The sequence below is a fragment of the Photorhabdus sp. RM322S genome (assembly GCF_042879395.1).
GTDB lineage: Bacteria > Pseudomonadota > Gammaproteobacteria > Enterobacterales > Enterobacteriaceae > Photorhabdus > Photorhabdus khanii.
The window spans coordinates 127668-151676 of record NZ_JBHFKW010000002.1; the positions used below are offsets into that span (position 1 = coordinate 127668).

19 protein-coding genes, 1 tRNA gene and 2 pseudogenes are annotated in these 24009 nt (G+C 42.7%); 10 read left to right on the forward strand and 12 right to left on the reverse strand.

The features are described 5' to 3' along the window. Positions 1-5: 5 nt before the first annotated feature. The 7 genes from oppF to ACGF63_RS01775 all read right to left on the reverse strand — a co-directional run bounded on the left by oppF (position 6) and on the right by ACGF63_RS01775 (position 8560). Entirely contained in the window at positions 6-1007 is a 1002-nt protein-coding gene (oppF, locus tag ACGF63_RS01745; protein ID WP_036846889.1) for a murein tripeptide/oligopeptide ABC transporter ATP binding protein OppF, read from the reverse strand. Beyond that, positions 1004-2002, reverse strand: a complete 999-nt coding sequence (locus ACGF63_RS01750; RefSeq protein ID WP_152961947.1) for an ABC transporter ATP-binding protein — start codon at positions 2000-2002, stop codon at positions 1004-1006. The genes oppF and ACGF63_RS01750 overlap by 4 nt, the downstream gene beginning before the upstream one ends. Before the next feature lie 9 nt (positions 2003-2011). Beyond that, on the reverse strand, positions 2012-2920 hold the full coding sequence (oppC, locus tag ACGF63_RS01755) for an oligopeptide ABC transporter permease OppC (RefSeq protein ID WP_036846881.1): 909 nt from the start codon (positions 2918-2920) through the stop codon (positions 2012-2014). A 14-nt stretch (positions 2921-2934) separates the two neighbouring features. After that, complete coding sequence (gene oppB / locus ACGF63_RS01760; protein WP_152961944.1) at positions 2935-3855, reverse strand: oligopeptide ABC transporter permease OppB; 921 nt, start codon at positions 3853-3855, stop codon at positions 2935-2937. Positions 3856-3940: 85 nt separating this feature from the next. Continuing rightward, the gene (gene oppA / locus ACGF63_RS01765) at positions 3941-5581 is read right to left on the reverse strand and encodes an oligopeptide ABC transporter substrate-binding protein OppA (RefSeq protein ID WP_152961942.1); all 1641 of its coding nucleotides are present in this window, start codon (positions 5579-5581) and stop codon (positions 3941-3943) included. A gap of 136 nt (positions 5582-5717) precedes the next feature. Next, a complete protein-coding gene (locus tag ACGF63_RS01770; RefSeq protein ID WP_152961940.1) occupies positions 5718-7355 on the reverse strand; it encodes an ABC transporter substrate-binding protein in 1638 nt (545 codons plus the stop codon). 560 nt (positions 7356-7915) lie between these two features. Beyond that, positions 7916-8560: a YchE family NAAT transporter gene (locus ACGF63_RS01775; RefSeq protein WP_387628465.1), complete on the reverse strand. Its 645-nt coding sequence runs from the start codon at positions 8558-8560 to the stop codon at positions 7916-7918. Between the two features lie 412 nt (positions 8561-8972). Here ACGF63_RS01775 and adhE point away from each other — a divergent pair, with 412 nt between their 5' ends. After that, complete coding sequence (gene adhE, locus ACGF63_RS01780) at positions 8973-11621, forward strand: bifunctional acetaldehyde-CoA/alcohol dehydrogenase (RefSeq protein ID WP_152961938.1); 2649 nt, start codon at positions 8973-8975, stop codon at positions 11619-11621. Positions 11622-11768: 147 nt separating this feature from the next. On the opposite strand, the gene ACGF63_RS01785 is transcribed toward adhE, so the two are convergent. After that, complete coding sequence (locus ACGF63_RS01785; RefSeq protein WP_036846863.1) at positions 11769-12359, reverse strand: thymidine kinase; 591 nt, start codon at positions 12357-12359, stop codon at positions 11769-11771. A gap of 641 nt (positions 12360-13000) precedes the next feature. On the opposite strand from ACGF63_RS01785, the gene ACGF63_RS01790 reads away from it, so the two are divergent. Beyond that, a complete protein-coding gene (locus tag ACGF63_RS01790; RefSeq protein ID WP_036846861.1) occupies positions 13001-13405 on the forward strand; it encodes an H-NS family nucleoid-associated regulatory protein in 405 nt (134 codons plus the stop codon). A gap of 297 nt (positions 13406-13702) precedes the next feature. On the opposite strand, the gene ACGF63_RS01795 is transcribed toward ACGF63_RS01790, so the two are convergent. The 4 genes from ACGF63_RS01795 to rssB all read right to left on the reverse strand — a co-directional run bounded on the left by ACGF63_RS01795 (position 13703) and on the right by rssB (position 18452). Further along, positions 13703-14716 carry an NAD-dependent epimerase gene (locus ACGF63_RS01795; protein ID WP_036846858.1) on the reverse strand — a complete coding sequence of 338 codons (1014 nt, stop codon included), beginning with the start codon at positions 14714-14716 and terminating at the stop codon, positions 13703-13705. 8 nt (positions 14717-14724) lie between these two features. Beyond that, positions 14725-16068, reverse strand: coding sequence for a UDP-glucose/GDP-mannose dehydrogenase family protein (locus tag ACGF63_RS01800; RefSeq protein ID WP_036846855.1), 1344 nt, complete (start codon positions 16066-16068; stop codon positions 14725-14727). Between the two features lie 25 nt (positions 16069-16093). Further along, complete coding sequence (gene galU, locus ACGF63_RS01805) at positions 16094-17011, reverse strand: UTP--glucose-1-phosphate uridylyltransferase GalU (protein WP_036846854.1); 918 nt, start codon at positions 17009-17011, stop codon at positions 16094-16096. Positions 17012-17426: 415 nt separating this feature from the next. Then, a complete protein-coding gene (rssB, locus tag ACGF63_RS01810) occupies positions 17427-18452 on the reverse strand; it encodes a two-component system response regulator RssB (RefSeq protein ID WP_152961936.1) in 1026 nt (341 codons plus the stop codon). 156 nt (positions 18453-18608) lie between these two features. Between rssB and ACGF63_RS01815 the strand changes: the two genes are divergently transcribed. The 8 genes and pseudogenes from ACGF63_RS01815 to denD all read left to right on the forward strand — a co-directional run bounded on the left by ACGF63_RS01815 (position 18609) and on the right by denD (position 24007). Further along, complete coding sequence (locus ACGF63_RS01815) at positions 18609-19070, forward strand: YchJ family protein (protein ID WP_152961934.1); 462 nt, start codon at positions 18609-18611, stop codon at positions 19068-19070. A 45-nt stretch (positions 19071-19115) separates the two neighbouring features. Beyond that, entirely contained in the window at positions 19116-19964 is an 849-nt protein-coding gene (gene purU, locus ACGF63_RS01820; protein ID WP_152961932.1) for a formyltetrahydrofolate deformylase, read from the forward strand. 153 nt (positions 19965-20117) lie between these two features. Continuing rightward, positions 20118-20202 (forward strand) — tRNA-Tyr (locus tag ACGF63_RS01825). 277 nt (positions 20203-20479) lie between these two features. After that, positions 20480-20590, forward strand: a pseudogene (locus tag ACGF63_RS01830) (oxidoreductase); the annotation flags it as partial. Continuing rightward, positions 20590-21867 (forward strand): 3-oxo-tetronate kinase, encoded by a 1278-nt coding sequence (gene otnK / locus ACGF63_RS01835; RefSeq protein ID WP_387628474.1) that lies wholly within the window; start codon positions 20590-20592, stop codon positions 21865-21867. The pseudogene ACGF63_RS01830 and the gene otnK, both read left to right, overlap by 1 nt. 62 nt (positions 21868-21929) lie before the next feature. Continuing rightward, positions 21930-22134, forward strand: a pseudogene (locus tag ACGF63_RS01840) (aldolase); the annotation flags it as partial. 22 nt (positions 22135-22156) lie between these two features. Beyond that, entirely contained in the window at positions 22157-22936 is a 780-nt protein-coding gene (gene otnI / locus ACGF63_RS01845; protein ID WP_070974755.1) for a 2-oxo-tetronate isomerase, read from the forward strand. 105 nt (positions 22937-23041) lie between these two features. Continuing rightward, complete coding sequence (denD, locus tag ACGF63_RS01850) at positions 23042-24007, forward strand: D-erythronate dehydrogenase (RefSeq protein ID WP_387628479.1); 966 nt, start codon at positions 23042-23044, stop codon at positions 24005-24007. Positions 24008-24009 lie beyond the last annotated feature (2 nt).

The following is a 24009-nucleotide window of genomic DNA, read 5'->3' on the forward strand; positions in this document are numbered from 1 at the left end:
AACAATTACAACGGATCAACCTTCAAACAAGACACCGCATGACGAAAACTCCCCTCCATCAAGGGTCGCGTCTTAGCACATTCAGGATCGGCCATTGGGCAACGTGTGCGGAAAACACAACCTGATGGCGGATTGATCGGTGACGGTAATTCACCTTCCAGTAACTCAATATGTTTATTTCGTTCTTTATCTGGATCAGGCACCGGCACTGCCGACATCAATGCCTTGGTATAAGGATGCTGTGGATTATGATAAACCTCATCATAAGTGCCCAACTCCACCGCATGCCCAAGATACATCACCAATACACGGTCAGATATGTGCTTAACCACCGCAAGATCATGGGCGATAAAAATCAGCGACAGCCCCATTTCCCGTTGTAATTCCTGCAACAGGTTCACCACCTGAGCCTGAATGGAGACATCAAGTGCAGATACCGGTTCATCACAAATCACCAACTTAGGTTCAAGAATAAGCGCACGGGCAATCCCAATACGTTGACACTGACCACCAGAGAATTCGTGCGGGTAGCGGTTAATCAGATTCGGCAGCAATCCAACCTTCATCATCATGGCTTTTACCCGGTCTTTGATTTCCAGCTCTTTCATCTTAGGATGATACGTGCGCAGTGGTTCAGCAATAATATCGCCAATCGTCATTCTCGGGTTCAGGGATGCTAGTGGGTCCTGGAATATCATCTGGATATCACTGCGAATATCCCGCCACTGTTTATCATTCATATCCAGCAGGCTTTTTCCCAACCAAGTGACCGAGCCACCGGAAGACTTGACCAATCCGATAATTGCACGGGCAAAAGTCGATTTACCGCAACCAGATTCGCCAACCACACCAAGGGTTTCCCCTTCATACAACCTCAACGTGACGCCATCAACCGCTTTCAGAGTTTTTGCTGGTTGCCAAAACCATTGTTTGCCATCTTTGATATCAAAGTGAACTTTCAGATCGGCTACTTCCAGCAGCACGCGTCTTTCTTCAATCGGACTCATACCAATTCTCCCGGTGCTTTAAAACAAGCTCGCAAACGCCCATTGCCAAATGCCTCTAACTTTGGTTCACAATCTACACAATGGTCTACTGCAAACTGACAGCGTGGCTGGAACGGACACCCTTTCGGCAACCGTAATAAATTAGGCGGATTCCCCGGAATTGTTGTCAATGATTCTTCATCACCATCAAGACGAGGTACAGCATTAAGAAGGCCAATAGAATAAGGATGCGTTGGCTGATAAAACACTTCGCGAGCCGTGCCATACTCCATAGTCCGCCCAGCGTACATCACCAGCACTTTGTCACAAACACCGGCAATTACCCCCAAATCGTGAGTAATCATAATTATCGCAGTATTAAACTCCTGTTTCAGTTCATTCAGCAGAATCATAATCTGTGCCTGAACCGTAACATCAAGTGCAGTTGTCGGCTCGTCAGCAATCAGCAATTTTGGCCGGCATAATAATGCCATTGCAATCATTACGCGCTGACGCATACCACCAGAAAACTCATGAGGGTACATGCTCATACGTTTACGCGCTTCCGGCATTTTGACGGCATCCAGCATCCGAATCGATTCAAGGTATGCTTCACTTTTACTCATACGTTTATGCAGCATTAATACTTCTGTGAGCTGGTCACCAATACGCATATAAGGATTGAGAGAGGTCATTGGATCCTGAAATATCATGGATATTTCTTCCGCTCTCATGCGGTTAAGTTCTTTCTCTTGCAAGTTAAGAATTTCCCTGCCATTAAAAATAGCAGAGCCGCCAATCGTGCCGTTTCTGGCAAGCAATCCCATCAGAGCAAAAGCAGTTTGTGATTTTCCAGAGCCAGATTCACCGACGATTCCCAGCGTTTCCCCTGCCCGTAAATCAAAATTCAGCTTGTTCACCGCGGTAACATCCCCATCCGGGGTACTAAAAGTCACGTTCAAATCTTTAACAATTAACAACGGCTCAGAACTTTTCTGGTTTTTAACGCTGTTCATGTTACCTCCTTAACGATCTTTCGGATCGAGGGCATCACGCAAGCCATCGCCGATAAAGTTAAAACAAAACAGTGTCACCACCAGAAAACCGGCAGGAAACATCAGCAACCACGGGGAAACTTCCATCGAATTCGCACCATCACTTAACAACGCTCCCCAACTGCTTAATGGCTCCTGCGTTCCCAATCCCAGAAAGCTAAGAAATGATTCAAACAGAATCATGCTTGGAACCAATAAAGATGCATAAACCACCACCACGCCCAATACATTAGGGACAATATGGCGTAACACGATGTAACGGGTTGGCACCCCACACACCAACGCTGCTTCAATAAATTCTTTACGTCTCAGGCTTAGTGTCTGCCCCCGGACAATACGCGCCATATCCAACCATGACACCATGCCAATCGCGACAAATATCAGCAAAATATTCTGTCCAAAAACGGTCACCAACAGGATCACAAAAAACATGAATGGGAATGAGTTCAGAATTTCCAACAGGCGCATCATCACTGAATCTATTTTTCCGCCCAGATAACCGGATAATGAACCATACAAAGTTCCAACGACTACGGCAACCAAAGCTGCGGCAATCCCAACCATCAATGAAATACGTCCACCAATAGCAACACGTACCAGTAAATCACGACCAGAGGAATCGGTACCGAAATAGTGACCAGACTCAAAATCAGGTGGCATAGACATCATGGCCCAGTCAGTATCATCGTAAGTAAACTGGGCCAGCATCGGTGCCAGGATCACAAACAAAGTAATCAAAGATAGCAAGCACAAACTGGCAATCGCTGCCCGGTTGTGAATAAAACGACGTCGTGCATCCTGCCACAAACTACGGCCTTCAATTTCCAGTTGCTCAGAGAAATTTTCCAGAGCTTCGCTGTTTTGTTTATTGACTATCATTGCGCGCTCCAGTCTTAATAACGGATCTTCGGATCGATGACGGCATACAACACATCAACAATCGCATTGAACAGAATAGTCAGGCCACCAACCAAAATAGTCAGGCTTAATACCAATGAATAGTCACGGTTCAACGCCCCATTAACAAATAACTGCCCTATTCCCGGTAAACCAAAAATTGTTTCAATCACCATTGAGCCGGTGATAATACCGACAAAAGCAGGCCCCATATAAGAGATGACCGGTAGCAATGCGGGTTTTAAAGCATGACGGAATATAATGATACGTAATGGCAACCCTTTAGCACGTGCAGTACGGATAAAATTAGAGTGCAACACTTCTATCATCGAACCACGGGTGATACGCGAGATACTGGCGATATAGGCCAAAGACAGTGCTACCATGGGTAAGATCATAAATTTTGGCACCCCGCCATTCCAGCCTCCTCCCGGCAGCCATTTAAGATGAATAGCAAACACCAGCACCAATAGCGGTGCCACAACAAAGCTTGGGATAACAACCCCCGTCATGGCAAATCCCATCACGGTATAATCCCACTTTGTGTTCTGATTAAGTGCAGCAATAACCCCGGCGCTGACCCCCAGCACAACCGCCATAATAAATGCCGACGCCCCTAATTTGGCCGACACCGGAAATGCCGTTGCGACCAGATCGTTAACTGTGTAGTCCTTATATTTAAAAGAAGGCCCAAAATCCCCTTTGGAAAGCTGGATTAAGTAATTAAAATATTGTTTATACATGGGGTCATTCAGATGATATTTCGCTTCAATATTTGCCATAACTTCTGGCGGCAATTTCCGCTCACCGGTAAATGGGCTGCCTGGTGCCAGCCGCATCATGAAAAACGAAATAGTGATAAGAATAAAAAGTGTCGGGATCGCCTCTAAACAACGGCGTAAAATAAACTTAAGCATTGCCCGTTCCTATGTGTTGGCCCTAAACCCTGGCCTTAAAATAATCTGACACTAAGGCAGCCCTTTCCGGGCCGCCCTGCAACTATTAGTGTTTGATAATATAAAAATCTTTGGTACGTAAATTATCCAAAGGATCTTTCCCTGTATAACCACCAACATAGGGCTTCACTAACCGGGTATTCACATAGTAATAAAGGGGAACAATGACTGAATCTTTGTCTAACTGCGCTTCCGCTTTTTGATAAACAGCCGCACGTTCATCATCAGTTTTTACTTGCAGGGATTCTTTCATCAGTTTATCAAATTCACTGCTCTTATAGTGAGAGGTGTTATTACTGCTGTAAGAAAGTAACATATTAAGGAATGAGGAAGGTTCATTGTAATCGGCGCACCAACCAGCACGGGCGACATCGTAATTGCCCTGATGTCGGGTATCAAGGAAAGTTTTCCACTCCTGATTTTCCAAACGAACATCAACACCTAAATTCTTCTTCCAGACAGAAGCTATTGCGATTGCAATTTTTTTATGCAGATCAGAGGTATTGTAAAGCAAGTTAAACTTCAATGGATTATCTTTAGTATAACCCACTTCGGCCAGTAATTTTTTGGCTTCCTGGTTACGTTTTTCCTGGTTCCAATCAGTAAACCATGCTGGTTTTATCTCTTTAAAACCATCAGTAAACGGAGGTGTAAAGCCGTAAGCAGGGATATCACCCTGTGCTTTTACTTTATTGGTCACAATGTCTTGGTCCATCGCCAATTTCAATGCGGTGCGGACGCGAGGATCATTAAATGGCGGCTTTTCATTATTAATTTCGTAATAATAAGTACATAGATGTGGGTTAATATGCAGCTCGTTAGGGATCTCTTTTTTCAGTTTCTGGAATAACTCAATCGGCAAATTGGTATAAGTCATATCAATTTCACCGCTGCGATAACGGTTTACATCCGTCACTTCTGATGAAATTGGCAGGAAAGTGACCTGATCAATAACCGTATTTTTGTTATCCCAGTATGTTGGGCTACGTTCCATCACAATACGTTCGTTGACCACCCAGTTTTTCAGTTTATAAGCACCATTACCGACAAAATTCTGCGGTTGAGTCCATTTTTCGTTATATTTTTCCACCGTAGCCCGATGAACCGGCGACATTGAGGAGTGAGCCAAAAGCCTTGGCAGATAAGGAACCGCTTCACTCAATGTGAGCTGCAATGTATAATCATCCAGTGCTTTTACACCCAGAGTATCTGGTTTCTTTTTGCCACTAATGATGTCATCAATATTGATGATATGGGCATACTGGAGATAACTTTCATAAGGAGAAGCGGTATTGGGATCAGCCAAACGCTGCCAGCTGTAAACAAAATCATGAGCAGTGACAGGGTCACCATTAGACCACTTAGCCTCTTTACGCATATGGAATGTCCAAACGGTAAAGTCTTTATTTTCCCAACGGGTTGCAGAACCCGGCAAGATTCCACCATACGGGCCAACGATTACAACACCTTCAAACAAATCGCGAGCCAAATGTGATTCTGGCACCCCTTCAATCTTATGTGGGTCCAGCGATTGCGGTTCAGCGCCGTTATTACGGACTAAAACCTGTTTATCAGCTAATTGAACACCATCAGGCACTTTTGCAGCAAATACCTGGCTCGCCACTACCATACTTAGCACAGCACTGATGCTGACAGTAAGTAACTTATTCTTAGTTGTGTTTTTCATCTTTTTCTACTCCAATTTTACATCGTCAGACTTTTTATCAGTCGACGGCCCAGAAATACGGGTCGGATTATTACCTGCATTCAAAAGGAACGATTTTGTTTGCAGGGCCAGTAACTCTTTTGAGTAAAACTAATATCTAGTTTTTTATCATATACAGTCGCTTAATATCCATATAATCCAATGGGTCTTTCCCTGAAAACCCTCCCACTGATGGGCTAACAAGCCGTACACTCACCCGGTAATAAACGGGAATCAATACCGAGTCTTTATCAAGTTGAAATTCAGCTTGTTGGTATAATTTCTTACGCGCAACCGCATCTTTAGCGACTAACGCCTGCTCCAGATAGCTATCGAAATTTTTATTCTGGTAAAAAGTCGTGTTATTACTGCTATGAGAAAGCAACATATTTAAAAACGCGGTAGGTTCATTGTAATCCGCACACCAGGTCGCTCTGGTAACCTCATAATTCCCTTGGTGGCGACTTTCAAGAGAAGTTTTCCATTCCTGATTCTGTAAAATCACATCAGCTCCCAGATTCTTTTTCCACATGGAAGCGGCAGCAATAGCTTGCTGTTTATTTTGATCAGAGGTGTTGTACAGCAATGTGAACCTCAGCGGATTCGCCGGATTAAAACCCGCCTGCGCCAATAATTCTCTGGCACGTTTATTACGCTGTTCCTGTGTCCAGCCAGCCCACTCTGGTTTAGCAAAATCACCACCTCCGATAAACGTTGGCGTAAAACCATAGGCCGGTATTTGCCCCTGCCCCATAATTTTTCCCGCAATAATATCCCTGTCGAGAGTTAACTTAACGGCTTCACGGACTCTTACATCAGTAAACGGGGGTTTATTATTGTTAATTTCGTAATAGAACGTACAGAGATAAGGGCTGACGCGTATCTGATCAGGGATCTCTTTTTTCATTTTCCGATACAGATCCGGAGGGATAGCGCTGTTGGTGATATTTATTTCCCCACTACGGTAGCGGTTAACACCGCTGGTTTCGGACTGAAGTGGTAAAAGCGTCGCTTGCTCAATAATTGTTTTGCCGTTATTCCAGTATTGTGGATTACGTTCAATCACAATCCGCTCATTCACCACCCACTCTTTCAACCGATACGCCCCATTGCCCACATAATTTTCCGGCAGCGTCCATTTATTACCCAATTTTTCGACCAGATCCTTTTTCACTGGTTTCATTGCCGTATGACTGAGCATATTGACGAAATAAGGCACGGGATGCGTCAGAGTAACCTGCAAACGATGATCATCCAGCGCTTTAACCCCCAACTGGTCAGGTGATTTTTTACCTTTCAGAACATCATCAATATTTTCAACGTAAGCATATTGAAGATAACTGGCATAAGGTGAACCCACCTTTGGATCAGCTAATCGTTGCCAGCTATAGACAAAATCATGTGCAGTGACGGGGGTTCCATCACTCCATTTCGCATTATCACGCAGATAGAAAGTCCAAACTTTGTAATCCTGATTTTCCCAATGACTCGCAACGCCCGGAACAGTTTCTCCCTCGGAACCCGTACTGACTAATCCTTCCAGGAGATTAAGAATAATGTTGGTTTCCGGCACACCTTCGACTTTATGTGGATCAAGTGACGCAACTTCTGTGCCATTATTGATAATAATCTGCTGTTTATCCGCGAGCTTCACACCATCTGGAACTTCAGCGGCAAACACGGTCGCAACAGGAAATACCGATAATAAAAATATACAGGAAACAAACTTATGTAATTTTAATTGCTTGATCTTCATTTTTTACCTCCAGTTTGGTGGACCTGTTCATTCACTTCGCATATATCCCATCAAGGCCGGTATCTTCACATTATTTGGCCCAAAGTAACGGATTGAATATTAAAGGTGACTTATCATATCAATTGTTAAAATACCCTTCTTATATTGTAAAAACCATCCTTACAAACAACTCAATGCATTCTATTACATTAATTGATAAAACACCCCAGACAACAACATAAGCAATTGATAAATATCATTTTATTAACAATTTGCTTAACTAAAATAGTAAACAAAGGTAGTCCAGAGATGAAAATAAACATAATTTTAACAAATTGCAATCAATGCAAATTAAAAACCTACATTCATCACAAAACTACGGTGGAAGCAACCAGTTACAGATTGAACTAACAGACAAGAATAATTCAGAAAAATATTGGGTTATTTGTATAAAATTCAGGAAGTACCAGTAAAATAAGTGAGAAAAGCCCATAAAACAGGCTTTATAATAAAAATGACAAGAATATTATAATTTGTAATTTGACTTGAGAAAAATCTAACACCTTTTATCGTCAATCGTATCAAAGTAACCCTGGGAATAATGCTTTGATCCCTGTCACAATCAGTTCGATTCCCAAAGACATCAATAGCAACCCCATAATTCGGGTGATAACGTTAATGCCTGTTTGCCCAAGATATTTGACGACTAAGGGAGCTGATCGGAATAACAACCAACAGCAAAAAGCAAACAATGCACTGGTTAACACCAACCCAATAAAATTCTGCCATCCCTGATAGCGAGAACTCCAAACAATGCAAGAGCTGATTGCCCCAGGACCGGCCATTAACGGCAGTGCCAGCGGCACAACACCAACGTTCTCTCTAATGGCTGTTTCTGATTTTTCTTGCTTATTCTGTTTGTCTTCCCCAAGTTTACCGTTAATCATCGACATAGCGATGGTCACAACAAGAATCCCACCAGCAATACGGAAAGAGTCGATGGAAATGCCAAACATCCGCAGTATCGAATCACCCAGCAGCAAAGCTATCCATAAAATGATGGCAACAGAGGTATTGGCGATAAAATTAGTTCTATTGCGGGCGGCCTGGGCCTGGTAGTTAGTCATGCTGATAAAAACCGGCAAAATACCAACAGGATTGACGAGTGCAAACAGCCCAACAAAAAATTTAATATAACCAGAAAGATCCAACAGTAAATCACCCACGAATAACCCCTCTTGAGTTACGCAGTGTTAATGACAATATTTTCATATGATCACTCACTCAAAAATCATAGAAAACTTAATTTTTCCTTTACTTTATACTGATAAAGTTCCGCATTCCATCGACTGCGATTCATTTTTCAATTTAAAATGTCTTATATAACAAATCGTTAACCCGATTTTTTCATTAGGTTAAAAACTCAACCTGATTAGCGCTTTTATCACCCAAGTGACAATAATGATCACTCACCCAAGCTGAAAGGAGTCAGCTTGGGATTTATGTGATTAAGATCAATATCTACTTAATACCAAATGGTAATCTGTAGCCATCATAAAATCACCAAGTTAAATAGTCTAAAAATCACTTATTTATTGATATTAAAATATTTTTAATATTTTCCAGGAGTATTTCTTTATGACTGTAACTCATATTACTGAACTGAACGAGCTGGTTGCCCGGGTTAAAAAAGCACAACGTGAATTTGCCAATTTTTCTCAGGAGCAAGTTGACAAAATCTTCCGTGCCGCGGCCCTTGCGGCGGCAGACGCACGCATCCCTTTAGCAAAATTAGCCGTGGCGGAATCAGGGATGGGTATTGTCGAAGACAAAGTGATCAAAAACCACTTCGCTTCCGAATACATCTATAACGCTTATAAGGACGAGAAAACCTGTGGCATTTTGTCCGAAGACAAAACATTCGGCACCATCACTATCGCCGAACCTATTGGCTTAATCTGCGGTATCGTGCCAACGACTAACCCGACATCTACCGCTATTTTTAAAGCGCTAATCAGCCTGAAAACCCGTAACGGGATTATTTTTTCACCCCATCCACGCGCTAAAAAAGCAACGAATAAAGCAGCTGAATTGGTTCTGTGTGCAGCGGTTGAAGCCGGCGCACCAAAAGATATTATTGGCTGGATTGATGAACCGTCTGTTGAACTTTCCAGTGCATTGATGCACCACCAGGATATCAACCTGATCCTCGCGACCGGTGGCCCAAGTATGGTAACAGCGGCATACAGCTCTGGTAAGCCGGCAATCGGTGTTGGTGCCGGTAACACACCGGTCGTCATTGACGAATCAGCTGATATTAAACGCGCGGTTGCCTCTATTCTGATGTCCAAAACTTTCGACAACGGCGTTATCTGTGCTTCGGAACAGTCTGTTATCGTAGTGGATTCTGTTTATGATCAAGTGCGTAAACGTTTCTTTACTCATGGAGGTTATCTGTTACAAGGTAAGGAACTGAAAGCGGTTCAAGATATCATCCTGAAAAACGGTAACCTAAATGCGGAGATTGTTGGTCAGCCCGCAACGAAAATTGCCGAAATGGCAGGCATTCATGTTCCTGAAAGAACCAAGATCCTGATTGGCGAAGTCAACCTGATTGATAAAGCGGAACCCTTTGCCCACGAAAAACTGTCGCCATTACTCGCGATGTATCGTAGTAACAATTTTGAAGACGCGGTAGAGAAAGCAGAAAAACTGGTTGAAATGGGGGGCATTGGTCACACATCCTGCCTGTATACCGACCAGGACAATCAAGCGGCACGAATCAAATCCTTTGGCGACAAAATGAAAACAGCCCGTATTCTGGTGAATACACCTGCTTCTCAGGGGGGTATCGGTGATCTCTATAATTTCAAACTCGCGCCATCTCTGACACTGGGTTGCGGTTCATGGGGAGGAAACTCCATCTCTGAAAACGTAGGGCCAAAACATCTCATCAACACCAAAACTGTGGCGAAGAGAGCAGAAAATATGCTGTGGCATAAACTTCCGAAATCAATTTACTTCCGCCGCGGTTCACTGCCTATCGCATTAGAGGAAGTCGCAACTGATGGCGCACAACGTGCCTTCATCGTAACAGACCGTTTCTTATTCAATAATGGCTATGCTGATCAGGTCACTGATGTGCTGAAATCCCACGGGATAGAAACCGAAGTTTTCTTTGAAGTTGAAGCAGACCCAACGTTAAGCATTGTGCGTAAAGGCGCAGAACAAATGCATTCATTCAAGCCGGATATCATTATTGCCCTGGGTGGTGGTTCTCCAATGGATGCGGCCAAAATTATGTGGGTGATGTATGAACACCCTGAAACGCATTTCGAAGAATTAGCCCTGCGGTTTATGGATATCCGTAAACGTATCTACCGATTCCCAAAAATGGGGGTTAAAGCGAAAATGGTAGCGATTACCACAACTTCCGGTACAGGCTCTGAAGTGACACCCTTCGCCGTCGTCACTGACGATGCAACCGGTCAGAAATATCCACTGGCTGATTATGCCCTGACTCCTGATATGGCTATCGTTGACGCCAACCTGGTGATGAATATGCCAAAATCACTGTGTGCTTTTGGTGGTCTGGATGCAATCACCCATTCCCTGGAAGCTTACGTATCGGTCCTAGCAAACGAATACTCTGACGGACAAGCACTGCAAGCGCTGAAACTGCTGAAAGAGTTCCTCCCAGCCAGCTATCACGAAGGTGCCACAAACCCAATTGCCCGTGAACGGGTTCATAATGCTGCAACTATTGCAGGTATTGCATTTGCTAATGCTTTCCTGGGCGTCTGTCACTCTATGGCGCATAAATTGGGTTCGGAGTTCCATATTCCACATGGTCTTGCTAACGCACTGCTGATTTGTAACGTTATCCGCTATAACGCTAACGATAACCCAACTAAACAGACTGCATTCAGCCAATATGATCGCCCGCAAGCCCGCCGTCGTTATGCTGAAATTGCGGATCATCTTAGTTTGTCTGCGGCCGGCGACCATACGGCAACAAAAATCAAAAAACTGCTGGCATGGCTGGAAGAGATGAAATCAACACTGAGTATCCCAGCATCTATCCGCGAAGCCGGTGTTCAGGAAGCTGACTTCCTGGCAAAAATTGATAAGTTGTCTGAAGATGCCTTCGACGACCAATGCACCGGTGCTAACCCACGTTACCCTCTGATTTCTGAGCTGAAACAATTACTGCTGGATTCATTCTATGGACGTGAATTCACAGAAACAGAAATCACACCAGAACCCCCGGAAAAAACAGGCTGTTAACTGATTTAAACCACTTAAAGGGTGCCTGATATCCGCACCCTTTAACTTTACTTCTGCCCCATTTTCCTCAATGTTAATTCAAGCGCCTTCAAACGGTTTAAGGAAGCTTTACCGCAGACAACAGGATGATAATTTATATACTTATCTTCATCTTGCCTTAGCCTTGCTGATAGCATCCATATAGTGCTTACGACAAACAGACACATATTTTTCATTGCCGCCAATATCAACCTGTTCGCCATCATAAATGGCCACACCTTCGCTATCAAAACGCAACACACGGCTTGCTTTACGCCCACAATGGCAGATAGTTTTCAGCTCAACTAACTTATCAGCCCATGCCAGAAGATACTGACTACCGCTAAAAAGCTCCCCACTGAAATCCGTTCTCAATCCATAGCAAAGAACCGGAATATCATCGTAGTCAGTCACCTTACATAGCTGTTCAACCTGCGCTTTTGTGAGAAACTGACACTCATCAATCAGCACACAATGCACTTTTTCCTGCATATTTTCAGTTCTGATTAACTCACCAATATCTGTCTGTTGGCTAAACAGGAATGCATCAGCAGATAATCCAATACGAGAACTGACTTTTCCTTTTCCAAACCGGGTGTCAATTTCTGCGGTAAAAATCAACGTTCTCATCCCTCGCTCATTATAGTTATAAGAGGATTGCAACAGTGATGTCGATTTTCCGGCGTTCATTGCGGAGTAATAAAAATAAAGTTGAGCCATCGGCCCTGCCTCTTAACAAAATTTATAAAGCCATATAGTCAGATGAGTTTACCATAAACTTTAGTGGTGATTATCCATCATAGTAAGCTGTACCAATTGATATACAGAAATATTTAGCTTAGTGATGTCTTAATGATCCATGACCATGATCACATCAAATGGGTAATAAAGCGCATTTGAACGACAAATGTTCATGTTTAAATTAAGAAATGAAAGCCAGACTGATTTGTTGCATATTGTATACAAATTAATAATGTGCGTGACTTACTTCCAGAAAATAGTCACAGAAAATCGACGATAACTCATGGATTAGTCATAAGTTTTTTTTAACTTAGTATTATTTCGCCTTAGCAGGTATGATAAGAAACAGTTAAAATTACTTACCGATTTAGTATATGCTTGGTTTATAAATTAGAGAGATAATCATGCCCTTTGTTAAAGGTACCCTGAACATGTTATTGTGGAATGACAATCGAAATAGCTGTATAAAAAGCGCTATATAACTTTTGTAAAGAAATTACGTTTAAAAAAAAAGAGTCATTTTATCCGAATATGAGAAATTGACTATTGCAGAAAATAAAATAGCATTCTATTATTATATCCACATCAGCCATCATCATTAATAATTTGAGACCAGGACAATGAGCGATTTAAAAGCCTTAAATAACATCCGTACTTTACGAGCTCAAGCAAGAGAATGTGAACTTGAGTTCTTAGAAGAAATACTTGAAAAACTGACCGTCGCTGTTGAAGAACGCCGTGCAGAAGAATGTCAGGCAAGAGCTGAATCCGAGGAACGTGCACGTAAATTGGAAGAAGTTCGTAAAATGATTCTTGATCAAGGAATTGATCCAAGTGAATTGCTTCAGACAATGAGCTCCGGCAAATCTGTTGGTAAAACAAAACGCCCTGCGCGTCCAGCTAAATACCAATACGTTGATACAAACGGTGAAACTAAAACCTGGACTGGCCAGGGACGTACACCGGCTGTTATCAAAAAAGCAATTGAAGACGAAGGAAAAACTCTGGAAAGCTTCTTGCTCTAACATATTGTTTTTAAACTGATTTAATTATAAAAATACCCTCTTACAAGGGTATTTTTATTATATAAACGGTTTAACTGACAAACGGATTAATGCCTGTTATATGAACTTAAGCATCATTGAACAGCAGGCATTTAATCAAGTGACAACCTGCTGTGCCATTTCTTTGTTATGAAGCAGCGCTAGTTACTAACTTAGCCAATGCTAAGGCAAATTAATAACCAAGCAGGTACAGTTATTTACTTCTCTTAGGTCGCTGTCAGTGATTCAATAGAAAAGGAGCCAATGGCTCCTTTTTTCTTATTTGGATTGATGATAGAAATTCAAATACCACTCTACAAACTGCTTCACACCATGCTTTACCGACGTATTGGGGGCAAATCCTATTTTTTGAAAAAGGTCACTTGAATCAGCGCAGGTCGATAGAACATCACCATCTTGCATAGGCATAAAATTTTTCTTGGCCTGAATGCCTAATGACTCTTCTATTGCCTCAATAAAATCACCTAGTCTAGTTGGTTGACCATTACCAATATTATAAATACGGTAAGGAGCAGAACTGGCAGATATTTGCCCATCCTCAACCATCCAGCTCTCATTTGATGCAGGAATGATGTCTTGCAACCTGATTATTGATTCAACGATATCATCTATATAAGTAAAATCTCTAACCATGCTACCGTGGTTATAAACATCAATAGGCTGCCCTAATAACATCGCTTTAGTGAACTTAAATAAAGCCATATCAGGACGTCCCCACGGGCCATATACGGTGAAAAATCGCAAACCTGTCGTTGGCAACTGATAAAGATGAGAGTAACTATGAGACATTAATTCATCTGATTTTTTAGTTGCCGCATATAGTGAAACTGGGTGATCAACTGAATCGTTTGTCGAAAACGGTTGCTTTCTATTTAACCCATAAACAGAACTGGAAGAAGAATATAATAAATGCTCAACATTATTATAGCGACAACCCTCCAGAATATTGATATGCCCGACTATATTCGAATCAATGTAAGCCATTGGGTTTTGCAACGAATAGCGAACACCAGCCTGAGCTCCCAGATGGATAACCCGCTGAAATTGATGTCGCACAAAAAGATCGGGAATGGCTATTCTGTCAGCTAAATCCAGCTTTTCAAATTTAAAGCCTGGCTTATCAAGTAATAGATCTAACCGTGCTTGTTTGAGATTCACATCATAATAGTCATTGAGATTATCGATACCCACAACCTCATGCCCCATTTGTAATAATCGCTGGCTCACATGAAAGCCAATAAAACCAGCCGCACCTGTGACTAAGAATTTCATCGTATTACTCAGATAACTGGGTTAATGGATGCACCACGACCAATCCCATAATAAGTAAAGCCACGGGATTGTAAGCGTTCAGGATCATAAAGATTCCGTCCGTCAAAGATAACCGGTGCCTTGAGAGACTCTTTAATGACATCAAAATCCGGCGCACGGAAACTTTGCCATTCAGTACAGATAATCAGGGCATCCGCCCCCTTCAGAGCCGCTTCCTTAGTGCCCATCAATGATAAATCATCACGCTGACCATAAATACGTTGAGCTTCCTGCATAGCCTCAGGATCGTAAGCCTGTATTTTGGCTCCTGCCTGCCACAATGTTTCCATCAAAACACGGCTTGATGCTTCACGCATATCATCAGTATTCGGTTTGAACGATAACCCCCAAACAGCCAATGTCTTATCGGATAAATCTTCACCGAAATGGCGTTTGACAAAAGAAGGTAATTTACTCTTTTGCAGTTCATTCACTTGTTCTACAGCATGAAGAATCTTGGGTTGATAGCCAATTTGCTCTGCGGTACGAATTAACGCCTGCACATCTTTCGGAAAACATGAGCCACCATAACCACAGCCCGGATAGATAAAATGATAGCCAATACGGGAATCAGAACCTATTCCCTGACGAACATGCTCAATATCCGCTCCCAGCATTTCAGCTAAATTAGCGATCTCATTCATGAAACTGATTTTTGTTGCCAACATACAGTTAGCGGCATATTTCGTCAGTTCTGCGCTGCGGATATCCATCACAATCATACGATCATGATTACGGTTAAATGGCTCGTACAATTCACGCATCAAGTCAACGACTCTGTTGTTGTCACACCCAATAATAATCCGCTCAGGGCGCATACAATCTGCAACAGCCGCCCCTTCTTTGAGGAACTCCGGGTTAGAAACCACATCAAATGGGATATCAATATTGCGTTTACGCAGAGTCTCATTGACAACCCCATTAACTTTATCTGCTGTACCAACAGGAACGGTAGATTTATCAATAATAACTTTATAGCTATCCATGTATTCCGCAATAGTACGGGCAACGGCGGAGACATACTTCAAATCCGCTGAACCATCTTCATCAGGAGGCGTACCTACCGCAATAAAATGTAATTTACCGTGAGCAACACCGGCCTTTGCATCAGTACTGAAATTCAGGCGGCCTTCTTCATAATTCTTCTTAACCAGCGGGGCTAAACCAGGCTCAAAAATGGGGACTTGACCATTTTTCAGATTTTCAACTTTATTTTCATCTACATCAATGCAAAGGACATCATGCCCTACTTCAGCTAAAACCGTAGCCTGAACTAAACCAACATAGCCAATACCAAATACTGTAACTTTCATATGATACCTAAAAATTTCCACAAGATTATTCTTTAGCTTGATTCTGCAAAGCCACTAGCCAATCAGTAAACTCTTTGCCTAAGGCATGATGTTTCATACCATATTGGACAAACGCCCGCATATAACCGAGCTTATTACCACAATCATGACTTACCCCCCGCAAGTGATAGGCTTCCACGGGTTCCTTTTCCATTAACATAGCAATAGCATCGGTAAGTTGAATCTCATCTCCGGCACCTGGCGCTGTTTTTGCTAATAATGGCCAAATTTTTTCAGACAACACATAACGGCCAACAATAGAAAGGTTTGACGGCGCTTCTTCCGGTTTAGGTTTTTCAACCACACGCCTAATGGGTTTGCTCTCACCGGGTTGCAAATTTTCTCCCTGGCAATCGACAATACCATAACTGGAAACTTCTTCATGAGGGACAGGCTCTACTAATATCTGGCTGGCTCCCGTTTCATTATAACGAGCCAACATCTCGCTCAGATTATATTTAGTCAGGTCTGTACTGTACTCATCAAGAATAACGTCAGGGAGTATCACCGCAAAAGGCGCATCACCAATTAAGGGCTTGGCACATAACACCGCATGACCTAATCCTTTAGCAATTCCCTGGCGAGTTTGCATAATAGTGACGTGATTTGGACAAATAGATTGAACTTCATCCAGTAGCTGACGTTTCACCCTTTGTTCAAGGATAGCTTCCAGCTCAAAACTGGTATCGAAATGGTTTTCAATTGAATTTTTTGATGAATGAGTCACCAAGATAATTTCATTAATGCCGGCGGCAATACATTCATTAACAACATACTGAATAAGAGGTTTATCCACTAACGGCAACATCTCTTTCGGAATTGCTTTCGTAGCGGGTAACATCCTTGTTCCTAATCCCGCAACGGGAATAACGGCTTTCTTTACTATTTTACTTACTGATGGCATTAATCTTTTCTCCTGATGTTTTTTTGGCTGAAACAAATCCGTCTTCAACTCAAAATCAGTGCCGGCTCTTTAAGAACCTATTCCAATAAGGCGTCATTATTGCGGACCATTCTTGTCAAGAAAACGTGAGCGTGGGCAACATACAAAAACCGACGCATCAAACACATCGCTTTGCCCGCCCTTCTGGTCACATTAATAGTACACTCAAAAGTTATCGCTTTTATCTGAGCCGTGCTAAATCCGCTCTTTGCACTAAAGAGCGGCGAATAAAATAGCCTGATTAGATAGATTCCAAGCGTAATGAACCGAGTATACCAGCTAATTCTATCCGATAAACAGCGCCATTCTGTTTAATTACATCACCGTGACCTGATGTTTAATATCTGCTTTAAACAAAATCCCACCTTGGTAATATTCATCTGGAATACATTGAGGAAAGCATCAATTTTATTTGACTATCTGTATTCCAAATCCGACATTGCCATTCAGCACTATGAGAACAAACTTGGTTCGAACAAATTGTTCTCAACGTCCCAAGAGGAACACCACTATCTAATTGGATTTGGCGGTTACCCGACTTAATACTGGCATGTAACCCCGCAGAAGTAAGCAGAACCGTTTTATTGATTGTATGATAATATCCGAGCAGTAATGGAAATTGCCCTTGTAACCCTGCATTTCCCAACAAGTTATTAATCCTATTTAGAATACCTGCCATACTGGGTAAACGCCGGGAATGATGAGTGATATGCTCTTGCAACAAACTGTTAAATGCCACTCTGAGTAATAATGCTGAAATCACACCATACTCTGTTGAACGGCTGATATCCAGACAATAAAACGCTAATTCATTATCAGATAACGCCGCCATATCGAGAATTAATCCTGGTTTATCAATCATATTTAATTTTCGGTAATTGACTTTACAATGGGCAATCACCTGAGAAACCGGGGGTTGTAACTGCTTAAGCATATTTAATGCTTCATCTGAATTATGCTTTAGCGTTAGCCAATCTTTATTCAAGTTATTCTGTTCAATTGCACCAGACATAAAAACAGTTGGATGTAAATAGGCCAGCACTGCCTTTTTTATCTCATTTAGATCTGCAACAGGTTTTAATAAAACATCTTTTGCACCTAAACGAAGCACTTCATCAACTTCTGCCATCTTGTTAGTCGCTGAAATAATGATAACTGGAATATTAATCCCCTCATTAGTCAATTTCGCAACAAATTCAATGCCATTCATAACCGGCATATCTAAATCACATAAAATAAGCTCAATATGAGCTTCGCGACCCAACACCTGTAGTGCAATAGCACCATTAGATGCGACCAAGACCTTAGCGCCCAACGTTCGCAAATACCCAGCCAGCAAAGAACTGAAAACAGATTCATCCTCGACAATCAGAATCTGTTTGCCTGCCAGTGCTTTTTCCATAAACACGCTCCCTTAGCTTAATATTGCGACTTTCACCTGTTCTTAGGTACTATCAATCATATTAGTTCAATAAAGTGACTATCATTTGTTCTCTTACGTTTCTTTGCAATAGAAAACGCATAAAATGGTATTTCACCCTTTACAATTGGAGTTATTTTGACAGAGTTATGCCCTTGCGGCAGTGGAATAGATTTTGCGGATTGTTGTTCTCTCTATCTCAAAAACACAAAACCTGCCCCCAACGCCGAATCTTTGATGCGTTCCAGATACAGTGCCTATGTAAAACATAATGCTGATTATCTTATTGCCAGTTGGCATCCTGACTGCCATGCTGAAAAGTTGCGTTCAGACATAGAGCAGAGTTTTATTGCTACCCAATGGTTCGGATTAAATGTTATCGCAACTGAAAAAGGTAAAAACGATAACGAAGCCTATGTTGAATTTTCGGCTTGCTTTCTTGATCAGAAAGCCCAAGATAAACAACTTATTCATGAGCGTTCACGTTTTCTTCGTATAGACCAGCGTTGGTATTATATTGACGGCGTTAAACCTCAAACTGGCCGTAATAACCCCTGTCCATGCGGTTCAGGTAAAAAATACAAAAAATGTTGTGGTTAAACACCACAGACAAAAAGTGAAAAAGATTTAAGGATCATCCCATTCATGCAACACCAACATGTACAAAAGAAAATTTTGCGCACTATTTGCCCTGATGCAAAAGGATTAATCGCCAAAATTACTAACATCTGCTACAAGCACCAACTGAATATCGTTCAAAATAATGAATTCGTCGATCATCATACCGGCCGCTTTTTCATGCGTACTGAGCTTGAAGGAATTTTCAACGATGAAACATTTCTGGCTGACTTAGACGACGCGCTGCCGGTGGGTTCTCAGCGGGAATTAAACACTGCGGGTCGGCGGCGTATTGTTATTATGGTGACAAAAGAAGCGCATTGCCTTGGGGATTTACTCATGAAAAGCGCTTACGATGGGCTTGATGTTGAAATCGCTGCGGTTATCGGCAACCACGCAACATTACAATCATTAGTTGAACAATTTGGTATTCCTTTCCATTTAATCAGCCATGAAGGTTTAACCCGTGAGCAACACGATGAAAAACTGATTGCCCAGATCGACCAGTACCAACCTGATTACGTGGTACTTGCCAAATACATGCGTGTCCTGACACCGGAATTTGTCCGGCATTACCCAAATCAGATTATTAATATTCACCACTCTTTCTTACCTGCATTTATCGGGGCGCGCCCTTATCATCAGGCATATGAAAGAGGCGTAAAAATCATAGGAGCGACAGCCCACTACGTGAATGATAATCTGGATGAAGGTCCAATTATTACCCAGAATGTCATTAACATAGACCATACATACACAGCTGAAGATATGATGAGAGCAGGCCGGGATGTTGAAAAAAATGTACTGAGCCACGCTTTATATTGGGTTCTTGCTCAACGGGTTTTTGTTTATGGAAACCGTACAGTCATTCTTTAGCCGCATAAAATCCCTTGCTTATTGCTCACAACTGACTCGCTCGGAGCAAAAAAACAGCATGCGGTAACTTATTTTCAAATATAGACTTTACAGCGGCGGTTCATTTGATATGATTCCGCCCGCTGTAAGCAACAATGATACTTTTCAAAATCTGGTGGGGTTCCCGAGCGGCCAAAGGGAGCAGACTGTAAATCTGCCGTCACAGACTTCGAAGGTTCGAATCCTTCCCCCACCACCATAAAAAACAAGTTGTTATTCCTGGATATCCAAACAAAGCACTAAGCGAAATTCGCTTACCCGATCTTAAATGTATCTAGCCATATCTTTCATCACACCTTTATGTGAAAGTTAACACTTCACAACAATCCAACATAAACTTTACAAATCAAATAATTATAAGAAAAATCAACTTCACGCATAGGATGCTCGAATGTGATAACAGTCGTATATTTGTGAAATAGCGTGTGAAATAATCATAAAAACAGCAACACCAGGGAACCATCATGAACCCTAAAGCCGCTGCACACCAAATGTTCCTCACCGCCAGTAACGAAAGTTTGGGTCAATGGGATGACAGCGCGGTTATCAAAATATTTAAAGGCATCACTTTGCCGGAGAGAAAATAATGACCATTAAATTGGGCGTTATTGCTGATGACTTTACCGGCGCAACCGATATCGCAGGTTTTATGGTGCAAAGCGGCTGGCGAGTTATTCAGTTGCTGGATACACCTGATGAAAATACCGTTATTTCACAAGATATTGATGCGATTGTTATCAGCCTGAAAAGCCGCTCCTGCCCGGTAGATGAGGCAATAAACAGCGCGCTGAAATCCTGTCGCTGGTTACACCAGAAGGCAGGCTGTCAGCAAATACTCTTCAAATACTGCTCAACTTTTGACTCCACCAACAAAGGCAATATCGGGCCGGTAACCGATGCTCTGATGGACGCATTAAAAGCAGACATCACGCTAATCTCCCCAGCCCTCCCTATCAACGGTCGAACAGTTATTCATGGACATCTGTTTGTCAACGGTCAACTACTTAACGAAAGTGGTATGCAGCACCATCCCATAACCCCCATGACAGATGCCAATCTGATACGCCTGATAGAACAACAAGCCCAGGGAAAAGCAGATTTGGTGGATCTGATATGTATTCATCAGGGGGAACAGGCAATCCGCGATCGGCTACATCATTTACAACAACAAGGCATACGTTACGCGGTAATAGATGCCATGACCATGAATGACCTGCTACCTACTGCCAGAGCAGCCTTAGAACTGAAATTAGTCACCGGTGGTTCCGGTCTTGGTGCTGCACTTGCCAGCATAGATACCGGAAAACCATTGATACCACGCCAGCCGGAAGGCGCAACACCACCAGCCCAGAATAGGCGCACCGTCATCTTTTCCGGCAGTTGCTCCGCTATGACTAACCACCAAGTTGCTCAATACCAAAAACTGGCTCCTGCCAAAGCCCTGAATATCGGTTCATGCATCAATGATCCACAGTATGCCAAACAACTGGTAACCTGGATAATTCAACAATCTGAAAACGGCTTAGCGCCAATGTTATACACGACTCAACCCCCGGAAATATTGCAGAAAATCCAACAACAATATGGTGCAACCATTGCCAGTGAAGCAATAGAAAACACATTCTCCGACGTTGTAAAAAGCCTGCATCAACAAGGGTTCAATACATTTATTATCGCAGGCGGCGAAACTGCCGGTAAAATAGTACAAAGTCTGAACATCCGACAATTCAGTATCGGTGCACCTATTGCCCCTGGCGTACCCTGGGTACACGATTTACAACACAATTATTGGTTGGCATTAAAATCAGGTAACTTCGGCGATACGGATTTCTTCCTGCGTGCACAAGAGATATTTCATGTATGAACAAGCGCTAAGTTGGCAAATAGCCCGATCATCATTACGCCGACCAACGCCAGTTTTGGCGACTTAACAGCAGTAATTGTCTGCCACCGATAACACCTTACTATGTCATGCGGGTTGGTAAACTGCCGCTGGTGAAATATCTACCACCAGGAGATAAAAGAATTGGAAGATACCGCACGGCTCTATTTGACATTATTACCACACGGTTTCACTACGCTAAATGAAGAACAAGTACAGGAACTTGAAACGCGTTACCCAAACAACTGAGTAAACCAACAAGGAATTCATCATGGCTAAATTTGCGGCAAACTTGAGCATGATGTTCCAAGACGTGCCTTTTACAGAACGTTTTGCCCGCGCAGCCAAAGCCGGATTTAAAGGTATTGAATATCTATTTCCTTACGAAGCAGCGGCAGAAGATCTTGCTGCCCTGTTAAAACAGCATCAATTAACACAGGTTTTATTCAACATGCCAGCCGGAAACTGGGCGGCAGACGAAAGAGGAACAGCCTCTATTCCCGGACGTGAAAAAGAATTTGCGGAAGGTGTACAAATTGCCCTGAAATACGCGTTAGCGCTGGATTGCAAGCAAATTCATGCTATGGCAGGAAAGCTGAATAAACAGTTTACACCGGAACAACAGCGTGAGTGTTATATCAGAAATATTCAACATTCCGCAAATGTCATGGCAGAACATAATATCAATATATTAATTGAACCGATTAATACCCGTGATATGCCGGGTTATTTTCTGACAACTCAACGCCAGGCCGAAGTATTGCTCAAAGAAATTGATCGTCCAAACGTTTTTATCCAGTTGGATCTATACCACTGCCAGATTATGGAAGGGGATTTACTGCGCACCATTGAGCGACTATGGGGAAAATTCAGCCACATCCAAATTGCCTCTGTGCCGGAACGTCATGAACCCGATAGCGGCGAGGTAAACTACCCGTGGCTGTTTAATAAACTGGATGAAATGGGTTATCAAGGGTGGCTGGGTTGCGAATATCACCCCGCCGGCCACACTGAAGACGGTCTGGGTTGGTTGATCAAAGCACAGAAATAACCAAGAGAAAATATGCTCCCATCAGAGCGCAGAGACTTTATTTATCGTTATGTACATGAATATCGGACAATCTCTATCAATATACTGGTTAAACAGGAGAGTCACATGAAAGTGATAATCACTGGTGGCGCAGGTTTTCTGGGCCAGCAACTCGCCCGTGCTTTGCTAGAAGACAACCATGAGTTAAATTTTGATCAGCTAATACTGACCGATATTCAACGCCCTATTTCACCGGTCAATGATCCTCGCGTCCAGTGTCTGGCACTGGATTTAACTCAGGCAAATGCGGCGGAAAAGCTGATTGATGAAAACAGTACCGTATTATTTCATTTAGCCGCCATTGTCAGTAGCCATGCTGAAAATGATTTCGATCTGGGTTTGCAAGTTAACTTTGATGTTACCCGAAATTTATTGGCAATCGCACGGGCCAAAAATCCAAAATTGAAGTTGATTTTCACCAGTTCCCTTGCGGTATTTGGTGGAGAATTACCGGCGACTATCACCGAACAGAGTGCGGTTAATCCTCAATCATCCTATGGCACACAGAAAGCCATGTGTGAATTGCTGATTAACGACTATTCCCGCAAAGGGTATGTGGATGGCCGGGTACTCCGCCTGCCGACAATCAGTGTTCGCCCCGGAAAACCAAACAAAGCCGCATCCTCTTTTGCCAGTGGCATTATCCGTGAACCTTTGCATGGAGAAAGCAGCATCTGCCCGGTTTCCCGCGATCTCACCTTATGGATTTCCAGCCCTGAAACGGTGATCCGCAACTTTATTCATGCCACTCAAATTCCGGCGGAGAAATTTGGCCTTTCCCGCACAGTCAATTTACCCGGTATCAGTGTCACTGTTCAGGGTATGATTGACGCACTGGCAGAAATTGCCGGGCAAAAAACCGTGGATCTGATCCGCTTCGAACCGGATGAAAACATTAACCGCATTGTCGCCAGTTGGCCGGGTAACTTTGATATCAGCCATGGGCTGTCATTGGGTTTCCATGCAGATGGCACTTTCCATGATGCAATCCGGGCTTTTATCGCCAATAACCCGCCCCAGAAGGGAGGCTAATT